Here is an 18,320-nt window from a genome sequence, read left to right on the forward strand (position 1 = left end):
GCGCTTGGTTGTAAGGATTAAACCATGGCAAATCTGGTTTTACTAACAGATATTTGGCAAGACATAAAGCGATATAGCAGTACCTATGTGTTAGCAGCCTTGGTACTGCTTTCTGCGCTTGCGGTGATTTATATGTCGCACCTAAATCGACAAGCGACAAGCGAGCTGGAAAAGCTATACGCCGAGCACGACAAACTCAATATTGAGTGGCGCAATTTACAACTGGAACAAAACTCGTTGGCAGAACACAGCGAGATAGAGCACAAAGCCGATAAGGTGCTAGATATGCACCGCCCAGAATCAAAAAGTGAAATAATAATAAAAATACCATGACGGTCAGCAAGGTAAAACGCAACAAAGACAGAGCTATGCCCACCACGATTGCTTGGCGATTTAACGTGGTGGTAGGGTTAATTTGCCTAGTTTTTGCCGGTATTGCCGCTCGCGCCGCCTATATTCAGGTAATTGAACCTGATCTGCTCCAGGTTCGGGGAGACAACCGCACCATACGCAATGCGTCAAATTATTCGTATCGCGGCGCTATCGTCGATCGCAATGGCATTGAACTTGCTATTTCGGTACCGGTGCAAACGGTGTATGCCGACCCGCAACGCTTTATTCGCGGTCATGCTGGGCAAATGAAAAAGCGGGTCCACGCTTTAGCTCAAGCGCTCGATATGAACGTAACCGAGATAACTGAGCGCATAGGCACCGACGACAGTCGCCGCTTTGTTTATCTAGCGCGTCATATCTCACCGCGCATGGCAGAATATATCAAGCAACTAAAAATTCCCGGTATTGGTACTCGCCAAGAAACCAAGCGCTTTTACCCAACCGCAGAAATTAGCGCGCATGTGGTCGGCTTTACCAATGTTGACGATGAAGGTATCGAAGGCATCGAGCGCCTATTTAACGAGCGTTTAACCGGTATCGACGGTAAAGATAAATACATCAAAGACGCACGAGGTAATCGCATTGAGGTGTTGGAAAAAGTCGAGCCGGTACCACCTGAAGATGTGGTGTTGTCTATCGATCAGCGCATTCAAACGTTGGCCTACAAAGAGTTAAAAGCGGCGATCAAGTCGTTTCAGGCGGCTTCTGGTTCAGCCGTGGTACTGGACGTACACAGCGGTGAAATATTGGCGATGGTTAACGGCCCTTCGTATAACCCCAATAATCGCAGTAATGTCGCTGTACACCGTTTTCGCAATCGCGCAATTACCGATACGTTTGAGCCGGGTTCTACGATGAAACCGTTAACCATACTCAGTGCCCTTGAATTGGGTTCAAAGCGCAAAGACGACATCATAGATACCTCACCCGGTTGGATGCGCATTGGTGGACGCCGTGTCTCTGATCCTCGCAATTACGGTGAGTTGTCGCTAACCGAGGTGTTAATTAAGTCGTCTAATATGGGTTCAACCCGTATCGCCATGGAGATCCCCAAGGAATTTTTGTTGTCTAAATTCTTTGAAATGGGCTTTGCAGAAGATACCGGTAGCGGTTTAATCGGCGAAAGCTCTGGCCAATTATCCGACAGACCGCGTTGGTCGCAATTTGAGTTAGCCGCCTTGTCCTATGGCTATGGCTTAGCCATTACCCCTCTGCAACTCGCGCGTTTTTACGCAACCATCGGCAATGGCGGTAAAAAAGTACCGTTATCAATATTAAAAGATCCGCAGTTCAATCAAGGTGAACAAGTACTCGATGCGTACAATACTCGTGCGGTGTTAGAGATGATGGAGCAAGTGGTTCTTGAAGGCGCGCCCAAAGCCAAGGTCGCCGGTTATCGCGTAGCCGGTAAAACCGGTACCGTTCGCAAGGCAACGGCAGGCGGATACGGCAATGAATATATGGGGATTTTTGCCGGCGTCGCACCGGTTTCAGATCCGCGTTTAGCGGTTGTTGTGGTAATTAATGAGCCCGGTGGCGATGATTATCACGGTGGTGAGGTTGCAGCCCCAGTTTTTTCTCGGATTATGGGCGGTGCGTTACAGCACCTAAACATTGCTCCCGATGACGCAACATTAATAACTCAAGCGACGCGTGGACTGGGAGACTAACAATGACCCAATTACCAGCACGTTCTATTAATCAGATCCTGAGCGCCTACGATATTGACCTAGCTAGCGCGGGCTTTGACGACAGTCATTGTGGTCATATGGTCAACGATTCAAGACAAGTAAATGCGGGCGATATTTTTGTCGCGGTCGTTGGCACGCAAACCGATGCCAAACAATTTATCGATACTGCCGTGGCCAAAGGTGCTTCGTTGGTAGTCTATCAATGTCAGAGCAAACAGCAACACGGCAGTGTTGAACTCTACGCGCATGAGCACAAAACAGTGCCATTAGTGGCGTTTTATCAGCTCGCCGAGATATTGCATCAATTAGCGGCTGACTACTACGGTCAACCAGCAACTAAGATGACGCTGGTTGGGGTAACGGGCACCAACGGAAAAACCAGTTGCTGCCAATTACTCGCGCAATTACTCGATAGTCATGCGCATAAGACAGCCATTATTGGCACCTTGGGGGCTGGTACGTTAGACAATTTAGTCGATATAAACAACACCACGCCGGGACCGACATTATTGCAACGGTTGCTTGCCACATTTGCACAGCAGCACATCGATACGGTGGCAATGGAAGTATCGTCTCACGCGTTAGATCAAAAGCGTCTCAATAGTGAGATGATTGATATTGCCGTGTTTACGAATTTAAGCCGTGATCACCTTGATTATCACGGTGATATGCAGCAGTATGCCGAGGCGAAAAAATCGTTATTTGTCGCCAACCATCAGCAAAAGTGGGTGATCAATGCCGATGATACCATTGCTCAGCAATGGTTAAGTGAGTCGGCATACATCGACAAAACATGGCTGTTTTCGCTACAGCGCAACGGAGCAGAATTGGCGCCGTTTAACTATGTTATCGCTACCGATATTGTCTGTCACAATAGAGGGGTTCGCTTTCAGCTACAGACATCGTTGGGCGACTGCGTTATTGAAAGTCCGTTATTAGGTGAATTTAATGTCGCCAACTTGCTGGCAGTGATAGCTGTTGCCTTGATTCAAGGCACGAGCGTTGCACAGTTACCGACATTGATCACTAAGTTGCGCGCGGTTGCTGGCCGAATGGAAGTGTTTTCATCGCCCAATCAACCATCAGCTGTGGTCGATTACGCGCACACCCCTGATGGCTTAGAACAGGCGTTGCGCTCGGCCAAGCAACATTGCCAAGGTCAGTTATGGGTCGTGTTTGGCTGCGGAGGAGATCGCGACAAAGGTAAGCGCCCACTGATGGCGCAAGTGGCAGAACGCTATGCCGATCGCATTGTATTAACCAATGACAACCCAAGAACTGAACCAGCGGAGCAAATCATAGCCGATATAGTTGCCGGCTTGTCTTCAGCTGAGGTTGCAGAAGTGATTGTCGATCGCCAGCAAGCGGTGTTGTCAACATTAGCCAAAGCCAAGGCCAATGATATGGTATTGTTGGCAGGAAAAGGTCACGAAGATTATTTAATTATTGGTCATCAGCGCCTCGACTACGATGAACGAGCGCTGGTCGGGCAATTTTATCAACAGAGGGAAGGTAAATGATCCCATTAGGGTTAGATGACATTGCCGAGGTTGTCGGCGGTAAAGTATTACGTTGTGAACAACCACACACAGTATTGGTGACGAGCGTGAGCTCTGACTCGCGTCAACTCAGTCAAGGCGATATGTTTATTGCCCTAAAAGGTCCTAATTTTGATGGCCATCGCTTCGTCGCCAAAGCGGCAGAAATGGGCTGTTCAGTAGCCCTTGTTGAATCTGAACAAGAAGTCGATATACCGCAATTACTGGTAACCGACTGCTACAAGGCAATGGGTTTACTCGCCGCTTTCGTCAAACAACAAGTGAAGCCTAAAACCGTTGCCATTACCGGCAGTAGTGGTAAAACCACGGTAAAAGAAATGGTTGCCGCGATTTTATCGCAATTGGGTTCGGTACTGGCCACCAAAGGAAATTTCAACAATGAAATCGGCGTGCCATTAACCCTTTTGCGCCTAGAACCTCAACACCAATACGCGGTAATTGAATTAGGCGCGAATCACATTGGTGAGATAGCTTATACCACTGCCTTAACCAAACCTGATGTCGCAGTCATCAACAATATCGCCGCCGCCCACTTAGAAGGTTTTGGCGACTTATGTGGCGTGGCTCGAGCTAAAGGTGAGATTTATGAAGGTCTCAGTGAGAGCGGGGTGGCTATTTACAATCAGGACACGCCGTATACAGAGAAGTGGCAATGGCGATTGACCGATAAAAAAGTGCGTACGTTTAGCTGTGTCAAACAAGCCGATTGCTATTGTTCGAATATTCGTATTAACGATTTAGGTTTTTCATCATTTACCTTACATACCGCAGAAGGCGAGATAGATATTACAGTGCCGGTACCGGGGCGTCACAATGTCTGTAACGCAGTGGCTGCGGCTGCGGTCGCCCTTGAGTTTGGTGCCAGTTTAGAGCAAATAAAATCGGGGTTAGCGGGTATGGCACCGGTCAAAGGCCGGTTAAATATTGTTAATCTGGCGACGAGTATGACGTTAATCGACGATAGCTATAACGCCAATGTTGAATCGACCAAAGCAGCGGTTGAACTCTTGAGTGGTTATAAAGGGCGTCGAATCTTAATTCTCGGTGATATGGCTGAGCTCGGTGAAGATGCTCGTCGCTATCACCAAGACATTGGCGAGCACGCGCTCGCGCTCGGCGTTGATAATGTGCTGACTCTCGGAGTATTAAGTCAAAGTGCATCCAGCGTTTACGACGGCAATGGCGCGCATTTTTCGCAGCGCGATAAATTGCTAGCACATTTAATCGAGCTATGTGCAGGAGAGCAGCAAAACATCACCATACTGGTAAAAGGCTCGCGCAGCGCGCGCATGGAGCAAGTGGTACAAGATATCAAGAGTTGGCGCAATAGTGAAAAGGAAAGCACATGTTAGTTTGGTTAGGTCAATTTTTAACGGAATGGTATAGCGGTTTCAACGTATTTTCATACCTGACATTTAGAGCCATCGTGGCAACGTTAACCGCATTGGTGGCCAGTTTGTATTTTGGCCCAAAATTGATTCGCTACCTGCAAACGATGCAAATCGGCCAAACCGTGCGCGATGACGGACCACAGAGCCATTTATCTAAATCAGGCACGCCAACGATGGGGGGGATTTTGATCCTCGGCACCATTTTACTCAGCGTGTTACTGTGGGCAGATTTGAGTAATCGTTACGTTCAGGTCGTACTGTTTGTTACCGTGAGCTTTGGCTTGATTGGTTTTATTGATGATTATCGCAAGGTGATTCGCAAAGACCCCAACGGACTTATTGCCCGCTGGAAGTATTTTTGGCAAACGGTCGCCGGCTTAGCAACCGCGTTTTACCTGTACGCCATTGCCCAACCCGATGGCACTACGTTGTTAATTCCATTTGTTAAAGACGTTATGCCGCAGTTGGGGCTGATGTATATCGCTTTGGTGTATTTCGTTATCGTCGGCACCTCAAACGCGGTTAACCTTACCGATGGCTTGGACGGCTTGGCGATTGTACCAACCATTCTCGTTGCGGCAGCATTTGCCGTATTCGCCTATGTCACCGGTAACGCAAACTTTTCAGAGTACTTGCACTTACCCCATATCCGTGAGGCCAGTGAATTGGTCATTGTATGTACGGCAATTGTTGGTGCGGGGCTTGGCTTTTTGTGGTTTAACACCTATCCCGCGCAAGTGTTTATGGGCGATGTTGGTTCATTGGCGCTAGGCGCAATTTTAGGCGTGATCGCGGTATTGGTAAAACAAGAGCTGGTATTGTTTATCATGGGCGGGATTTTCGTCTTGGAAACGGTATCGGTGATTTTGCAAGTTGGTTCTTATAAATTGCGGGCAAAACGCATTTTCCGCATGGCGCCAATTCATCACCATTACGAATTAAAGGGATGGCCTGAGCCGCGAGTTATTGTCCGCTTTTGGATTATCTCAGTGGTGTTGGTTTTAATTGGCTTGTCGACGCTGAAGTTGCGTTAAACGTTAGCTTGATTACGACACGGCGCAGGGAAGCCAATACACGGCAAATAAAGCGCACAAACAAAATAAAACGACACATGGTATGACAGTGAGTATGACGACGTATTTTAAGGGTAAAAAGGTATTAATTCTGGGCCTAGGAGCTACCGGGATTGCCTGTGCTCGCTATCTGACCAAACTCAACGTTGATTTTCGCGTTAATGATTCTCGAGTCCAGCCTCCAGGACAAAATCGCTTGCGCGAGTTAAACCCCGGTGCATCACTATTAACAGGCAAATGGCATGGCGATGCCATTGCTGAGGCTGATGTGTTGATCGCCAGTCCGGGGGTTGATATTAACGATGCCAATATTCGCAATCACGTGCGAGCCGATGCCGAGTTAATCGGTGATGTCGAGTTGTATTGCCGAGCGAACAAGGCAAACAAGCTGGCAGTAACTGGCTCTAATGGTAAATCTACCGTGGTCAGTGTATTACATCACTTGGCCAATTACCTCGGGGTGAAATCGATTCTCGCCGGTAATATTGGTTTGCCGGTATTAGAGGTTGTTGATCTAGAACCGGAAATAGTGATTTTAGAGCTGTCGAGTTTCCAGTTGGAAACCATGACTTCGCTCGATGCCATTGCTGGAACCGTACTCAATATTTGTGACGACCACTTAGACCGTCACAAAAGTATTGAAAACTACACTCGCATTAAACATCGAATTTATCAGCAAAGTCGCTGTCGCGTATACAGCAGAGAACAAGTTGCCACCCAGCCGAGCGATGTTCGCGCCACCGATATCAGCTTTGGCCTTGATCAACCAGAACCGGGACACTTTGGTGTAGTGGCAGATGGCGATCGTCAATTTTTAGCCTTTGGCGATAAAAAGTTGATTAACTGCCAGTTGCTACCACTGGCCGGTACTCACAATCATCTCAATTGTTTGGCAGCGTTGGCTCTTGGCCACAGCGCCGGTTGGCCAGTTGTAAAAATGGCTCAAGGGCTGCTGTCATTTGAAGGTTTAGCACATCGCTGTAAACCGGTGCCAACCCTAGACGGCATTACTTGGATTAATGACTCTAAGGCGACTAATATCGGTGCGACGCTAGCGGCAATTGACGGATTGCAGCAATCTACAGGGCAATTGATTTTAATTGCCGGCGGTGATGGCAAAGGGGCTAACTTTGACGAATTAAAGCCTGGCTTGGCCAAGGTCGATAAGCTTATTACGCTCGGTAAAGACGGTAGTCAAATAGCGCATTACAAGAGCGACGCGGTTGAAGTAGAAGACCTTCATCAGGCGGTACAACAAGCGAGAAAATGGGCAAATACTGGGGATGTTGTGCTGTTGTCACCGGCCTGTGCAAGTATTGATATGTTCAATAATTACATGCACCGAGGTGATGTGTTTATTGAAGCGGTGCGGGAGATACAATAGTGCTTGCCTTGTTAGACAAACTGCATTTTCCACAGTGGTTACAAAACACTAATCAGCCAGCTAAGCAGGTTACTTTAAGCTTTGACCGTGGCTTTTTGTTACTCGCTTTTACCCTGTATCTATTGGGGTTGGTGATGGTTGCCAGTGCGTCTATTCCAGTTGGAGAACGCTTGTTTGACGATCCCTTTCACTTTGTTAAACGCCATGCCGTATACGTATTGATCAGTATTACTATGGCAGCGGTAGCGCTTAACGTGACTATGGAACAATGGCACAAATACAGTTGGACCTTATTGCTGTTGGCGATTTTATTGTTGATTGCAGTATTAGTGGTCGGACGCAAAGTGAACGGCTCGACCCGCTGGATTGGTATTGGTCCGCTCAACTTGCAGGCGGCAGAGCCAGCAAAGTTATTTTTCTTTTGCTATCTATCCGCTTATTTAGTGCGCCGTCGCGACGAAGTTATGGATAAATTTTCAGGCTTTTTTAAACCATTATTGGTATTATTCGCGCTTGGTTTGCTGCTGTTGAAACAGCCGGATCTCGGTACCGTTGTGGTGATGGGATGCACAGCACTTGGTCTGTTGTTTTTGGCAGGGGCTAGATTGTGGCAATTTATTGCTATTGTTGGCGGCTTATTGGCTGCGTTTAGTTTATTAATTTATTGGGAACCATACCGCATGGCGCGGGTTACCGGTTTTTTGAATCCGTGGGATGATCAATTTGGTACCGGTTATCAATTAACCCAGTCGCTTATGGCGTATGGCCGTGGTGAATTTTTTGGTTTAGGGCTTGGCAATAGTATTCAGAAGCTTGATTACCTTCCCGAAGCGCACACCGACTTTGTGATGGCGGTGGTCGGAGAAGAATTTGGCTTTGTTGGTGTTGTCAGCTTGTTGTGTTTAGTGCTTTTACTCGTTATTAAAGCAATATATTTAGGCAAGCAGGCACTGCAGCAAGAGCGCTTTTTTGAGGGCTTCTTTGCTTATGCAATCGGTATTTGGATTAGCTTTCAAACAGCCGTTAATGTCGGTGCAAGTGCTGGTGTTTTTCCTACAAAAGGATTAACCATGCCGTTGATCAGTTATGGTGGTAGTTCAATGATAGTTATGACATTGGCAATTGCAATATTGATTCGTATCGATCACGAATTGCGATTACAGTCGATGCAAGCGATCGCAAAAGGAGGCGAAGTCGATGGCTAAGCGTCCGACAATTTTAATCATGGCCGGTGGCACGGGAGGTCATATTTTCCCAGGGCTAGCGGTAGCACAGTATTTACAGCAACAAGGCTGGCATATTCACTGGTTAGGCACCGCCGATCGGATGGAAGCGGAATTGATCCCTGAGCGAAATATCGACATTTCATTTATTAATATTTCCGGTCTGCGCGGCAAGGGCTGGCGCTCTAAACTGAGCATGCCGTTTAAAGTGTTACAATCGGTTTTGCAGTCTTTGCAAGTAATTAATAAAGTACAACCTGATGTGGTACTCGGCATGGGCGGCTACGCCAGTGCACCAGGTGGTGTTGCCGCTTGGCTTAAAAGGATTCCTCTGGTTTTGCACGAGCAAAATGCGGTAGCCGGTATGACGAATCGCTACTTGGCGAAAATCGCCAGTAAAGTGCTCAGTGCGTTTCCCGATGCGTTTAAAGACAACGTCTCTTATGAGGTGGTGGGCAATCCGGTACGCGCTGATATCACCTCGCTCGATTACCAGATACAAGAGCACAATAGTAAACGCGTATTGGTGGTTGGTGGCAGCTTGGGCGCAAAGGTGCTCAATGAAACGGTGCCACAAGCGATTTCGCAGATAAAATTGCAGGGCATTGATGTCTGGCATCAAACGGGCAAGGGTAATCAGCAAGCCGTTGAACAAGCCTACCAGGGCTACAAAATTAACAGCGACAAAGTAACCGTCAGCGAATTTATCGATGATATGGCGAAGGCTTATCAATGGGCCGATGTGGTAATATGTCGCGCAGGAGCGTTGACGGTATCGGAATTAGCCATCGCTGGACGCCCGGCAATATTTATCCCTCTGCCGCATGCGGTTGACGATCACCAAAGCAAAAATGCACAATTTTTGGTGGATGCAGGGGCGGCCTATTCGCTGCCACAAGCACAGTTAAGCGCAACGCTGTTATCGCGTAAATTAAATTTATTATTCAGTTCTCAATCCGCGCTGCAGAAAATGGCAAAAGCGAGTAAAGCGGTTTCGAGCCCTGATGCGACCGAACGCGTAGCGTTAGTTTGTCGGTCGTTAGTAAACAAGTGAAGAGTGTATGATGAAAATACCAGAAATGCGTCGAGTTAAAGTTATCCATTTCGTTGGTATCGGTGGTGCCGGTATGGGAGGGATTGCCGAAGTCCTGCTCAACGAGGGCTATCAAATTAGTGGCTCAGATATTGGTGAAAACGCAGTTGTTAAACGCTTGCGCAAGTTAGGAGCAAGCGTTCATATAGGTCACGCCAGCGACAATGTCACCGATGCGAGTGTGGTTGTCGTCTCCAGTGCAATAGATGCCGACAATATTGAATTAGTGGCGGCCCAGAATAAACGCATTCCCATTGTTCGCCGTGCCGAAATGCTCGCCGAGTTAATGCGCTTTCGCCATGGTATCGCCATTGCTGGCACCCACGGTAAGACCACAACGACGAGTTTGATCGCCAGTATTTTTGCCCAAGCAGACTTAGATCCAACCTTTGTTATCGGTGGTTTGTTAAACAGTGCCGGTACCAATGCGAGATTGGGTAAGAGTCGCTACCTCATTGCCGAGGCAGATGAAAGCGACGCGTCGTTTTTACATCTTCAGCCAATGGTTAGTGTGGTGACGAATATTGACGCCGATCACATGGACACGTATCAGGGCGATTTTGAAAAACTCAAAGATACCTACGTTGAGTTTTTACACAATCTGCCGTTTTACGGCTTGGCGGTATTATGTGTGGATAACCCGGTGGTAGCCGAGTTGCTGCCGTCGGTTGGCCGTCAGTTTATCACCTATGGCTTTAGTGAGCAGGCGGATGTGCGCGCCATTGATTATCAACAACGCGCAGGGGTCAGTGAATTTACTGTGGTGCGCAAAGGCCATGCTGATTTGCAGGTGGTATTAAATCTACCGGGCCGGCACAACGTCGCCAACGCCTTAGCGGCTATCGCTGTGGCGACTGATGAAGGGGTTAGCGATGATGCTATTGTTGCAGCCTTACAAACCTTTGAGGGAATCGGACGTCGCTTTGAGGGCCTGGGCCAACTGTCGACCAAACAAGGCCAAATTACCGTTATCGATGATTACGGTCACCATCCGAGTGAGGTTGCAGCCACCATTAAAGCGATGCGCAACGGCTGGCCAGAACGTCGCCTGGTGATGCTGTTTCAGCCACATCGATACTCGCGCACCCGCGATCTTTACGAAGATTTTGTCGAGGTTTTAGCTAGCGTTGACCAGCTGATTTTACTCGACGTATACGCAGCAGGTGAAGAGCCGATCAGCAATGCCGATTCAAAAGCCTTGGCTCGCAGTATTCGTTTGCGCGGCGCGATGGAGCCGATTTACGTGAGTTCAGTTGAGCAATTACCTGAGTTACTGGCCAACGTATTAGAGCATAACGACATGCTCATCACCCAAGGTGCAGGTAATGTCGGTGCCATTGCGCGCCAGCTGATGTCAGCAGAGCAGCTGAATGTTAAGGAGCGATAAGGGTCATGCAGTTAGTTGATATAGCCGAATTAAAACAGCAACACATCGCGGTATTATACGGCGGTCAGAGTGCTGAACGAGAGGTATCGCTGGCCTCTGGTGCTGCCGTGGTTGCCGGATTGAGCGCGGCTGGTTTTAAAGTGACCGGCATTGACACCAAACACGTTGCCTTGGCTCAGTTGGTTGATATGGGTATTGAACGCGTGTTTATTGCCTTGCACGGTCGCGGTGGCGAAGACGGGTGTATTCAAGGTGCGTTAGAATACTTGGGTTTGCCTTATACCGGTTCAGGGGTACTGGGCTCTGCGCTGTCGATGGACAAAGTGAGAACTAAGCAAATATTCGCCGCCAATGCGTTGCCGACTGCAGATTTTGTTGTGGTTAACAAAGAACATCACCACGACATTGACTGCGCCGAAATTTTAGCGCGCCTTGGTAATAAGGTCATGGTAAAGCCGGCAAAAGAAGGGTCGAGTATTGGCATGAGTATCGCTCGCGACGCCGAGCAACTGGCTCGCGCTTTGGCCACGGCGTTTGACTATGACCAACAGGTACTGGTGGAAGCTTGGCTCAGTGGTGCAGAGTTTACCGTTGCCGTACTCGGTGATGAAACCTTGCCGCCGATATCGATGGTAACCAATAATGAGTTTTACGACTATCAAGCCAAATATCAGAGTAAAACCACTCAGTATTTGTGCCCATGCGGTTTGGACTCGGTAAAAGAGCACGAGCTTAGACAACTTGCGCTAAATGCGTTTAGAGCAACAGGTGCTCAAGGGTGGGGGCGAGTTGATGTGATGCAAGACAGCCACGGCAACTTTAATTTACTGGAAGTGAACACGGTACCGGGGATGACTGAAACATCGTTAGTCCCTAAAGCCGCTAAGGTTGCCGGTCTTGATTTTCAACAATTAGTGACTCGTATATTACAAATGAGTGAAATCAATAAATAATAACTGTTGCTGCCCAAAGGGCGTTTAATGAGCTGATAATAACGATATAATAACAACAGAAAATAATAGCGCTAATCATGACGAAGACGATAGCTAAACAAACCACTGAAACCAGTCGAGTACCTCGCCAGTACTGGGCTGGCTTGTGCTTTTTTATTGCGGTTTGTATCGCCTTGGTATGTTTGGCGCTATCTTGGTATCAGTCGATGCTAAAAGACCAGGTATTGCCAGTGTCAACCTTGGTCATTGAAGGCAGCACACCGTATACCATGAATGAGGAGATTGTCGCTGCATTGCATCAAGGCAATCTCGATAACTTCTTTCAGCTAGATGTTAATTTGGTACAACGGGAGTTGGAACACTTACCCTGGGTTTACTCGGCATCGGTGCGCAAACAATGGCCTGATACAGTGAGTGTGTACGTGGTTGATCAAACACCGTTAGCACTGTGGAATGACAATTTTTTGATCAATCAACACGGTGTGCTGTTTCAAGCAGATAATCAGCGCGTTACGACTAAGTTACCGAAGCTATTTGGTCCTGAAGGCAGTGAACACTTAGCGCTAGAAACATACCGAGATTTGCGTTTATTGTTAACACATATCAATAGAGATATCGATGAATTGGTACTTAGTGAACGCCATGCGTGGCTAGTTACCTTGAGCGATGGTGTATCGCTTAAGCTCGGGCGAGAAGATAGAGTGATGCGCGTGCAGCGTTTTATGGATGCGTATGACAAGATTAAGTCAATGGCCGAACAGGATATGCAAGTTGACTACGTAGACTTGCGCTATGACGTTGGCATGGCTGTGGGTTGGAAACCAAAACGAGAAGAAGAAAAAACAAATGCCTAAAGCAGTAGAAAGAAATTTGGTTGTCGGATTAGACATTGGTACTTCGAAAGTGGTTGCCGTTGTTGGTGAAGTGACCCCCGACAATCAATTAAGTATCATTGGTGTTGGTCATCATGCCGCTCGAGGCATGGACAAAGGTGGTGTTAACGACCTCAATTTGGTGGTGCAATCAATTCAGCGCGCCATTAACGAGGCTGAGTTGATGGCTGATTGCAGCATAGGTTCTGTGTATCTGGGCATTTCAGGTAAACACATTGCATGTCAAAACGAAAATGGCATGGTGCCGATTAATGATCACGAGGTGACTCAAGACGACGTTGAAAGCGTGATTCACACCGCGCGTTCGGTACCGATTTCGGCTGAGCGAAAAATGTTACACGTGCTACCGCAAGAGTATTGCGTCGATGTACAAGAAGACATAAAGAGCCCGATTGGTATGTCGGGTGTTCGCCTTGAAGCACAGGTGCACATCATTACGTGTGCTAACGACATGGCAAAAAATATCGTCAAGTGTGTTGAACGCTGTAATTTAACCGCTGATCAGTTGATTTTCTCTGCTTTAGCATCCACTTATTCGGTATTGACTGACGATGAAAAAGAGCTTGGCGTGTGTGTGGTTGATATGGGCGCCGGAACGCTTGATATTTCGATTGTTGCCGGTGGTGCGATTCGCCATAGCGCGGTGATTCCGGTAGGTGGCAACCAAGTGAGTAGCGATATTGCGAAAATATTTAGAACTCCATTGAGTCATGCCGAAGACATTAAGGTACAATACGCGTGCGCGCTTCGACAAATGGTGAGCATGGAAGAAAATATCGAAGTGCCGAGCGTTGGTGACCGCCCCGCACGCACAATGTCGCGTCATACACTAGCGGAAGTGGTCGAGCCGAGGTATCATGAGCTGTTTGAACTGATTTTAGAAGAAATTAAGGCCAGCGGGCTAGAAGATCAGATTGCTGCCGGTATCGTATTAACCGGTGGTACGGCGAAAATGGAAGGGGTAGTCGAATTTGCCGAAGAGGTATTTCAGATGCCTGTGCGCATTGGTGCACCGCGCAATATTCAAGGGCTAACCGATTACGTCAACGACCCGAGTTACGCAACGGTGGTTGGCTTACTGCATTACGGCTTACAGGCCAGTAGCGATAAACACAGTGATGTCGGTACTAGCGATAGCGTGGTGAGTATGTTGTCGCGATTAAAAAATTGGTTTGAGAACCGATTTTAACGACAGAGTTATAAAAGATTTTTTTGGTGGAACAAAAAACAATAGAACGGAGAGAAAATTATGTTCGAATTAATGGATGAGCACAGCGAAGAAGCGGTGATCAAAGTCATCGGTGTAGGTGGCGGCGGCGGTAACGCCGTAGAACACATGGTTGTACAAACCATTGAAGGGGTTGAGTTCATAACTGCGAATACCGATTCGCAAGCGTTGCGCAACTCATCAGCAACCGTAACCTTACAAATTGGTGCCGATGTCACTAAAGGTCTTGGTGCAGGTGCTAACCCAGAAATTGGTCGTCGCAGTGCCGAAGAAGACCGCGAAACCATTCGCCAAACGCTTCAAGGCGCGGATATGGTCTTTATTGCCGCCGGTATGGGTGGCGGTACAGGTACTGGTGCGGCACCAGTGGTTGCTGAAATCGCTAAAGAAATGGGTATCTTAACCGTCGCGGTAGTGACTAAGCCGTTCCCATTCGAAGGCAAAAAGCGTATGAATTACGCCGAGCAAGGCATTCAATTTTTGGCTGAGCACGTTGACTCATTGATCACTATTCCAAATGAGAAATTGCTAAAAGTTTTAGGTCCAGGTACCTCGCTACTCGACGCGTTTAAAGCGGCTAACAACGTTTTACTAGGCGCTGTACAGGGGATTGCCGAGCTGATCACTCGCCCAGGTCTAATCAACGTTGACTTTGCTGACGTACGTACAGTTATGTCGGAAATGGGTACGGCAATGATGGGCTCTGGCTCTGCAGCTGGCGAAGACCGCGCAGAAGAAGCGGCTGAGTCGGCAATTTCAAGCCCGTTACTCGAAGATGTCGATCTTGCCGGTGCGCGCGGTATTTTGGTAAATATCACCGCAGGCTTAGATATCTCAATTGACGAATTTGAAACCGTTGGTAATGCAGTTCGCGCCTTTGCATCTGAAAGTGCAACCGTGGTTGTCGGTGCGGTTATTGATCCTGATATGACCGATGAATTGCGAGTTACGGTTGTCGCAACGGGTATTGGCCAGCAACAAAAGCCAGAGATTTCGATTGTGCCAGCTGTGCAAAAACCAGAGCCGGTAACCGTTAATGCGCCTTATACGCCAGAACCGGAACCTGCAGCGTCACCAGCGCCATCAGCATATGCTGAAGAGCGCCAAGAGAAGGCACCGTCGACGGCTCCTGATGCTGATTACTTGGACATTCCGGCGTTCTTGCGCAAACAAGCTGATTAATTGCTGTAAAGTATTGGCGTGAACACACATACCAGTGTGGTCGACGAGCAATGCTAACAGCGGTCAGCTAGGGTAATAAGGAAGGCAATGACACATTGCTTTTAGGGCGTTTATTTACCTTACATAACAGGGTGTTAATAGATATTAACAAAGCTGTAATCGAATGTAAGCAAAGATCACGCCAAACTGTAATAACTTTGACTGGAAACGATAATTTTGCTAACATTGAGCCCGCTTTTTACAGGTAAAAGCTCGGTGTAACTGATTTTAAGGCGAAATATGATCAAGCAACGTACACTCAAACAAGCGATTGACGCAGTGGGCGTAGGCCTACACAAAGGTGAAAAAGTGCAGCTAACTCTCCGTCCTGCACCTGTTAACACCGGAATTATTTTCCGTCGTGTTGATCTGTCACCTGCCGTTGATATCCCAGCAACCCCTCAAGCGGTTGGTGAGACGACGTTGTGTACCTGTCTGGTAAATGAGCAAGGTGTTCAAGTATCCACCGTGGAACACTTACTTGCCGCACTTGCTGGTCTGGGTATTGATAATCTAATCGTTGAAATCGATTCGCCAGAAATCCCGATTATGGACGGTAGCTCGTTACCGTTCGTCTATTTGATACAATCGGTTGGCATTGAAGAGCAAAATGCAGCGAAAAAGTTTTTACGAATTACCAAGCCGATCCGCGTTGAAGAAGGTGATAAATGGGCAGAATTGCGTCCTTATGAAGGTTTTCGCGTCAATTTCGCCATTGATTTTGAACACCCAGTTATCGCCAATACCGCACAGCAAATGCGCTTAGACTTGTCTAGTACTGCCTTTGTGAAAGAAATCAGCCGCGCCCGTACGTTTGGTTTTATGAAAGACATTGAGTACTTGCGCTCGCACAACTTAGCCTTGGGTGGCAGTTTAGAAAATGCCATTGTATTGGATGAGTTCAAGATGCTAAACAGCGATGATTTGCGTTATGACGATGAATTCGTCAAGCACAAGATCCTCGATGCTATCGGTGATTTATACATGGCCAGCACCAGCATTTTAGGCGAGCTTAATGCCTACAAGTCGGGACACGGTTTAAACAACTTGTTGTTGCGTGAAGTCTTTAAACAACAAGATTGCTGGGAATGGGTAACGTTTGAACAACAAACGACGTCACCGATTGCCTATCAAGACGCAGTATTTGCCTAACGGCGAACAGCAGATAAGATTTTGAAAACGGAGCGCTTAGCTCCGTTTTTTTTCGCGGTTTTTGTTATCAGTGGTCTGTTATCGCAGCGCGCAGGTAAGAGATGAGGTAAGGGCTGATTGGTGGTACGCTAGTCGCTAACTAAAAAGTGCGCTAAAAGTTGTTTGTTGGTAAATTTTTACTAAGCTAAGTATTTGAATTATCGTCCTTTACGTGCGAAGCAAGTTTTAATAGTTTTTGTTTTAATCCCTCGGGTGCACCTTCAGCCACTTTGCGCAATTGCTCGGCGCTATTCGCGGACATGTGCTTGGTCGGTTTACTAGGTGCTGGTGCAGCTTGCTGTTTTTTTAAACCAAACGGATTAACCTTAATTTCTATGCGATTAAATACACCTTGGGTTTGCAAAGACAGTTGCGTTGCTATATTGTTACGTTCAAATTGTAACCTTTGCCCCCAGACCGATGATTTTGCTTCAATAACAACGAGATTGTCGCGACAGTTGGCAATTTGCCAAGCGTTATCGGGAAGGTCGGGACACACTTGGCTAACGATGTTGGCCAATATCTGTAACGATTGAGCCTTTACTGACAAATTCGCCATATTACTGCTGGCATTTTGCAGTAAAGTTTGTAAGTCTTGCGGTGGTTTAACAATTCGTTTCATCGGTTATTGTGCCATGAGTGTTTTGTGATAAAGTGGCAAACAGTGCATTTAAACAATGTGAGTATATGAGTTTAACATTAATATATCGCGGACAAAATGTCCGATTTTCAATGAAACTAAGTAAACCTAGGTGGTTAGCTGCCGTTGGTGGTTTTGCCGTGGTTTCAGGTTTGCTCATACACAGCTTTTTATCGCCCAACGAAGTGCCGGAACACTTGCGCAATATGCAAAATGTGGCGCAGTCACCTGAGTTGAACAACGACACAGAGAGCCAACAAGTGTTAGCGCTAACGGTAAAAATTGCCGAATTGCAATCACACTTGGCGCGGCTTAACGCACTGGGTGAGCGCTTAGCCGAAGAAGCCGATATTCCGGCAGAAGAGTTTAATATGGCTAACAGTCCTTCATCTGGCGGACCATTGCAAGTCGGGATGTTAGATAGCGAATTTAGCTTGAGCGATTTACAACAGCAAGTGAGTGCGTTAACAACACACCTCGATCAAAAAGAAAATCAACTAAAGCTACTTGAATCACTGACCTTAGGTCACCATATACAAACGACGAGCTATTTATCTGGGCGACCCATTGGTAAAGGTTGGTTGTCATCGTATTACGGTGTGCGCAAGGACCCATTTACCGGTAAACCGGCAATGCATAAAGGTGTCGACTTCGCGGGTAAGGAAAACGCCGAAGTATTTGCCACCGGCAGTGGCGTGGTGAGTTTTGCGGGTGAAAAGTATGGCTATGGTTTAATGGTTGAAATTGATCACGGTAACAGTTATAAAACCCGCTACGCACATAATAAGGAAAATTTAGTGGCACTTGGTGATGTAGTAAACAAAGGTCAAGCCATTGCTAAGATGGGTTCAACCGGACGTTCAACTGGACCTCATGTTCATTATGAAATCCTGCGTAACGACAAGCAAATCAATCCTGCAAAATATGTTTATCGCAAGCCAAAGACTTAAGATAAACCCAATCAACTCAATAACAACGCATAACGCACACTAAAATACTG

General features: G+C 47.3%; 16 protein-coding genes. 15 read left to right on the forward strand and 1 reads right to left on the reverse strand.

Going from position 1 to position 18,320, the window contains the following annotated elements; all coding sequences use genetic code 11:
* Nucleotides 1-24: 24 nt before the first annotated feature.
* The 14 genes from ftsL (at nt 25) to lpxC (ending at nt 16,641) form a co-directional block, all read left to right on the forward strand.
* Nucleotides 25-333: a cell division protein FtsL gene (gene ftsL, locus ACAY30_RS02185; RefSeq protein ID WP_290252405.1), complete on the forward strand. Its 309-nt coding sequence runs from the start codon at nt 25-27 to the stop codon at nt 331-333.
* Nucleotides 330-2,063: a penicillin-binding protein 2 gene (locus ACAY30_RS02190; protein ID WP_290252406.1), complete on the forward strand. Its 1,734-nt coding sequence runs from the start codon at nt 330-332 to the stop codon at nt 2,061-2,063. The genes ftsL and ACAY30_RS02190 overlap by 4 nt, the downstream gene beginning before the upstream one ends.
* A gap of 2 nt (nt 2,064-2,065) precedes the next feature.
* Nucleotides 2,066-3,604 carry a UDP-N-acetylmuramoyl-L-alanyl-D-glutamate--2,6-diaminopimelate ligase gene (murE, locus tag ACAY30_RS02195; RefSeq protein ID WP_290252407.1) on the forward strand — a complete coding sequence of 513 codons (1,539 nt, stop codon included), beginning with the start codon at nt 2,066-2,068 and terminating at the stop codon, nt 3,602-3,604.
* Nucleotides 3,601-4,995 carry a UDP-N-acetylmuramoyl-tripeptide--D-alanyl-D-alanine ligase gene (gene murF, locus ACAY30_RS02200; protein WP_290252408.1) on the forward strand — a complete coding sequence of 465 codons (1,395 nt, stop codon included), beginning with the start codon at nt 3,601-3,603 and terminating at the stop codon, nt 4,993-4,995. Before murE ends, murF begins: the two co-directional genes overlap by 4 nt.
* Nucleotides 4,989-6,068 carry a phospho-N-acetylmuramoyl-pentapeptide-transferase gene (gene mraY / locus ACAY30_RS02205; protein ID WP_290252409.1) on the forward strand — a complete coding sequence of 360 codons (1,080 nt, stop codon included), beginning with the start codon at nt 4,989-4,991 and terminating at the stop codon, nt 6,066-6,068. Before murF ends, mraY begins: the two co-directional genes overlap by 7 nt.
* A 94-nt stretch (nt 6,069-6,162) precedes the next feature.
* Nucleotides 6,163-7,491 carry a UDP-N-acetylmuramoyl-L-alanine--D-glutamate ligase gene (gene murD, locus ACAY30_RS02210; RefSeq protein ID WP_290252410.1) on the forward strand — a complete coding sequence of 443 codons (1,329 nt, stop codon included), beginning with the start codon at nt 6,163-6,165 and terminating at the stop codon, nt 7,489-7,491.
* Entirely contained in the window at nt 7,491-8,696 is a 1,206-nt protein-coding gene (ftsW, locus tag ACAY30_RS02215; RefSeq protein ID WP_371190027.1) for a cell division protein FtsW, read from the forward strand. The genes murD and ftsW overlap by 1 nt, the downstream gene beginning before the upstream one ends.
* A complete protein-coding gene (murG, locus tag ACAY30_RS02220) occupies nt 8,689-9,768 on the forward strand; it encodes an undecaprenyldiphospho-muramoylpentapeptide beta-N-acetylglucosaminyltransferase (RefSeq protein WP_290252411.1) in 1,080 nt (359 codons plus the stop codon). Before ftsW ends, murG begins: the two co-directional genes overlap by 8 nt.
* 7 nt (nt 9,769-9,775) lie before the next feature.
* Nucleotides 9,776-11,194, forward strand: coding sequence for a UDP-N-acetylmuramate--L-alanine ligase (murC, locus tag ACAY30_RS02225; RefSeq protein WP_290252412.1), 1,419 nt, complete (start codon nt 9,776-9,778; stop codon nt 11,192-11,194).
* Nucleotides 11,195-11,199: 5 nt separating this feature from the next.
* Nucleotides 11,200-12,147: a D-alanine--D-alanine ligase gene (locus tag ACAY30_RS02230; RefSeq protein WP_290252413.1), complete on the forward strand. Its 948-nt coding sequence runs from the start codon at nt 11,200-11,202 to the stop codon at nt 12,145-12,147.
* A gap of 77 nt (nt 12,148-12,224) precedes the next feature.
* Nucleotides 12,225-13,001, forward strand: a complete 777-nt coding sequence (locus tag ACAY30_RS02235) for a cell division protein FtsQ/DivIB (RefSeq protein ID WP_290252414.1) — start codon at nt 12,225-12,227, stop codon at nt 12,999-13,001.
* Nucleotides 12,994-14,229 (forward strand): cell division protein FtsA, encoded by a 1,236-nt coding sequence (ftsA, locus tag ACAY30_RS02240; protein WP_290252415.1) that lies wholly within the window; start codon nt 12,994-12,996, stop codon nt 14,227-14,229. Before ACAY30_RS02235 ends, ftsA begins: the two co-directional genes overlap by 8 nt.
* Before the next feature lie 60 nt (nt 14,230-14,289).
* Complete coding sequence (gene ftsZ / locus ACAY30_RS02245) at nt 14,290-15,450, forward strand: cell division protein FtsZ (protein ID WP_290252416.1); 1,161 nt, start codon at nt 14,290-14,292, stop codon at nt 15,448-15,450.
* Nucleotides 15,451-15,729: 279 nt separating this feature from the next.
* A complete protein-coding gene (gene lpxC / locus ACAY30_RS02250; RefSeq protein WP_290252417.1) occupies nt 15,730-16,641 on the forward strand; it encodes a UDP-3-O-acyl-N-acetylglucosamine deacetylase in 912 nt (303 codons plus the stop codon).
* A 184-nt stretch (nt 16,642-16,825) separates the two neighbouring features.
* Here the strand turns inward: lpxC and ACAY30_RS02255 are convergent, their stop codons facing one another.
* Complete coding sequence (locus ACAY30_RS02255; protein ID WP_290252418.1) at nt 16,826-17,302, reverse strand: DUF721 domain-containing protein; 477 nt, start codon at nt 17,300-17,302, stop codon at nt 16,826-16,828.
* Between the two features lie 110 nt (nt 17,303-17,412).
* On the opposite strand from ACAY30_RS02255, the gene ACAY30_RS02260 reads away from it, so the two are divergent.
* The gene (locus ACAY30_RS02260; RefSeq protein WP_290252419.1) at nt 17,413-18,270 is read left to right on the forward strand and encodes a M23 family metallopeptidase; all 858 of its coding nucleotides are present in this window, start codon (nt 17,413-17,415) and stop codon (nt 18,268-18,270) included.
* Nucleotides 18,271-18,320 lie beyond the last annotated feature (50 nt).

The sequence above is a fragment of the Thalassotalea ponticola genome (genome assembly GCF_041379045.1).
Taxonomy (GTDB): domain Bacteria; phylum Pseudomonadota; class Gammaproteobacteria; order Enterobacterales; family Alteromonadaceae; genus Thalassotalea_A; species Thalassotalea_A ponticola.

Excerpts from the sequence above, each read along its gene's own strand:
- ACAY30_RS02190 (WP_290252406.1), top strand. The coding sequence starts at position 330 with ATGACGGTCAGCAAGGTAAAACGCAACAAAGACAGAGCTATGCCCACC.
- ACAY30_RS02230 (WP_290252413.1), top strand. The coding sequence starts at position 11,200 with ATGCAGTTAGTTGATATAGCCGAATTAAAACAGCAACACATCGCGGTA.
- mraY (WP_290252409.1), top strand. The coding sequence starts at position 4,989 with ATGTTAGTTTGGTTAGGTCAATTTTTAACGGAATGGTATAGCGGTTTC.
- ACAY30_RS02255 (WP_290252418.1), bottom strand. The coding sequence starts at position 17,302 with ATGAAACGAATTGTTAAACCACCGCAAGACTTACAAACTTTACTGCAA.
- ACAY30_RS02260 (WP_290252419.1), top strand. The coding sequence starts at position 17,413 with ATGAAACTAAGTAAACCTAGGTGGTTAGCTGCCGTTGGTGGTTTTGCC.
- ACAY30_RS02235 (WP_290252414.1), top strand. The coding sequence starts at position 12,225 with ATGACGAAGACGATAGCTAAACAAACCACTGAAACCAGTCGAGTACCT.
- murG (WP_290252411.1), top strand. The coding sequence starts at position 8,689 with ATGGCTAAGCGTCCGACAATTTTAATCATGGCCGGTGGCACGGGAGGT.
- murF (WP_290252408.1), top strand. The coding sequence starts at position 3,601 with ATGATCCCATTAGGGTTAGATGACATTGCCGAGGTTGTCGGCGGTAAA.
- murD (WP_290252410.1), top strand. The coding sequence starts at position 6,163 with ATGACGACGTATTTTAAGGGTAAAAAGGTATTAATTCTGGGCCTAGGA.
- murC (WP_290252412.1), top strand. The coding sequence starts at position 9,776 with ATGATGAAAATACCAGAAATGCGTCGAGTTAAAGTTATCCATTTCGTT.
- lpxC (WP_290252417.1), top strand. The coding sequence starts at position 15,730 with ATGATCAAGCAACGTACACTCAAACAAGCGATTGACGCAGTGGGCGTA.
- ftsA (WP_290252415.1), top strand. The coding sequence starts at position 12,994 with ATGCCTAAAGCAGTAGAAAGAAATTTGGTTGTCGGATTAGACATTGGT.
- ftsL (WP_290252405.1), top strand. The coding sequence starts at position 25 with ATGGCAAATCTGGTTTTACTAACAGATATTTGGCAAGACATAAAGCGA.
- murE (WP_290252407.1), top strand. The coding sequence starts at position 2,066 with ATGACCCAATTACCAGCACGTTCTATTAATCAGATCCTGAGCGCCTAC.
- ftsZ (WP_290252416.1), top strand. The coding sequence starts at position 14,290 with ATGTTCGAATTAATGGATGAGCACAGCGAAGAAGCGGTGATCAAAGTC.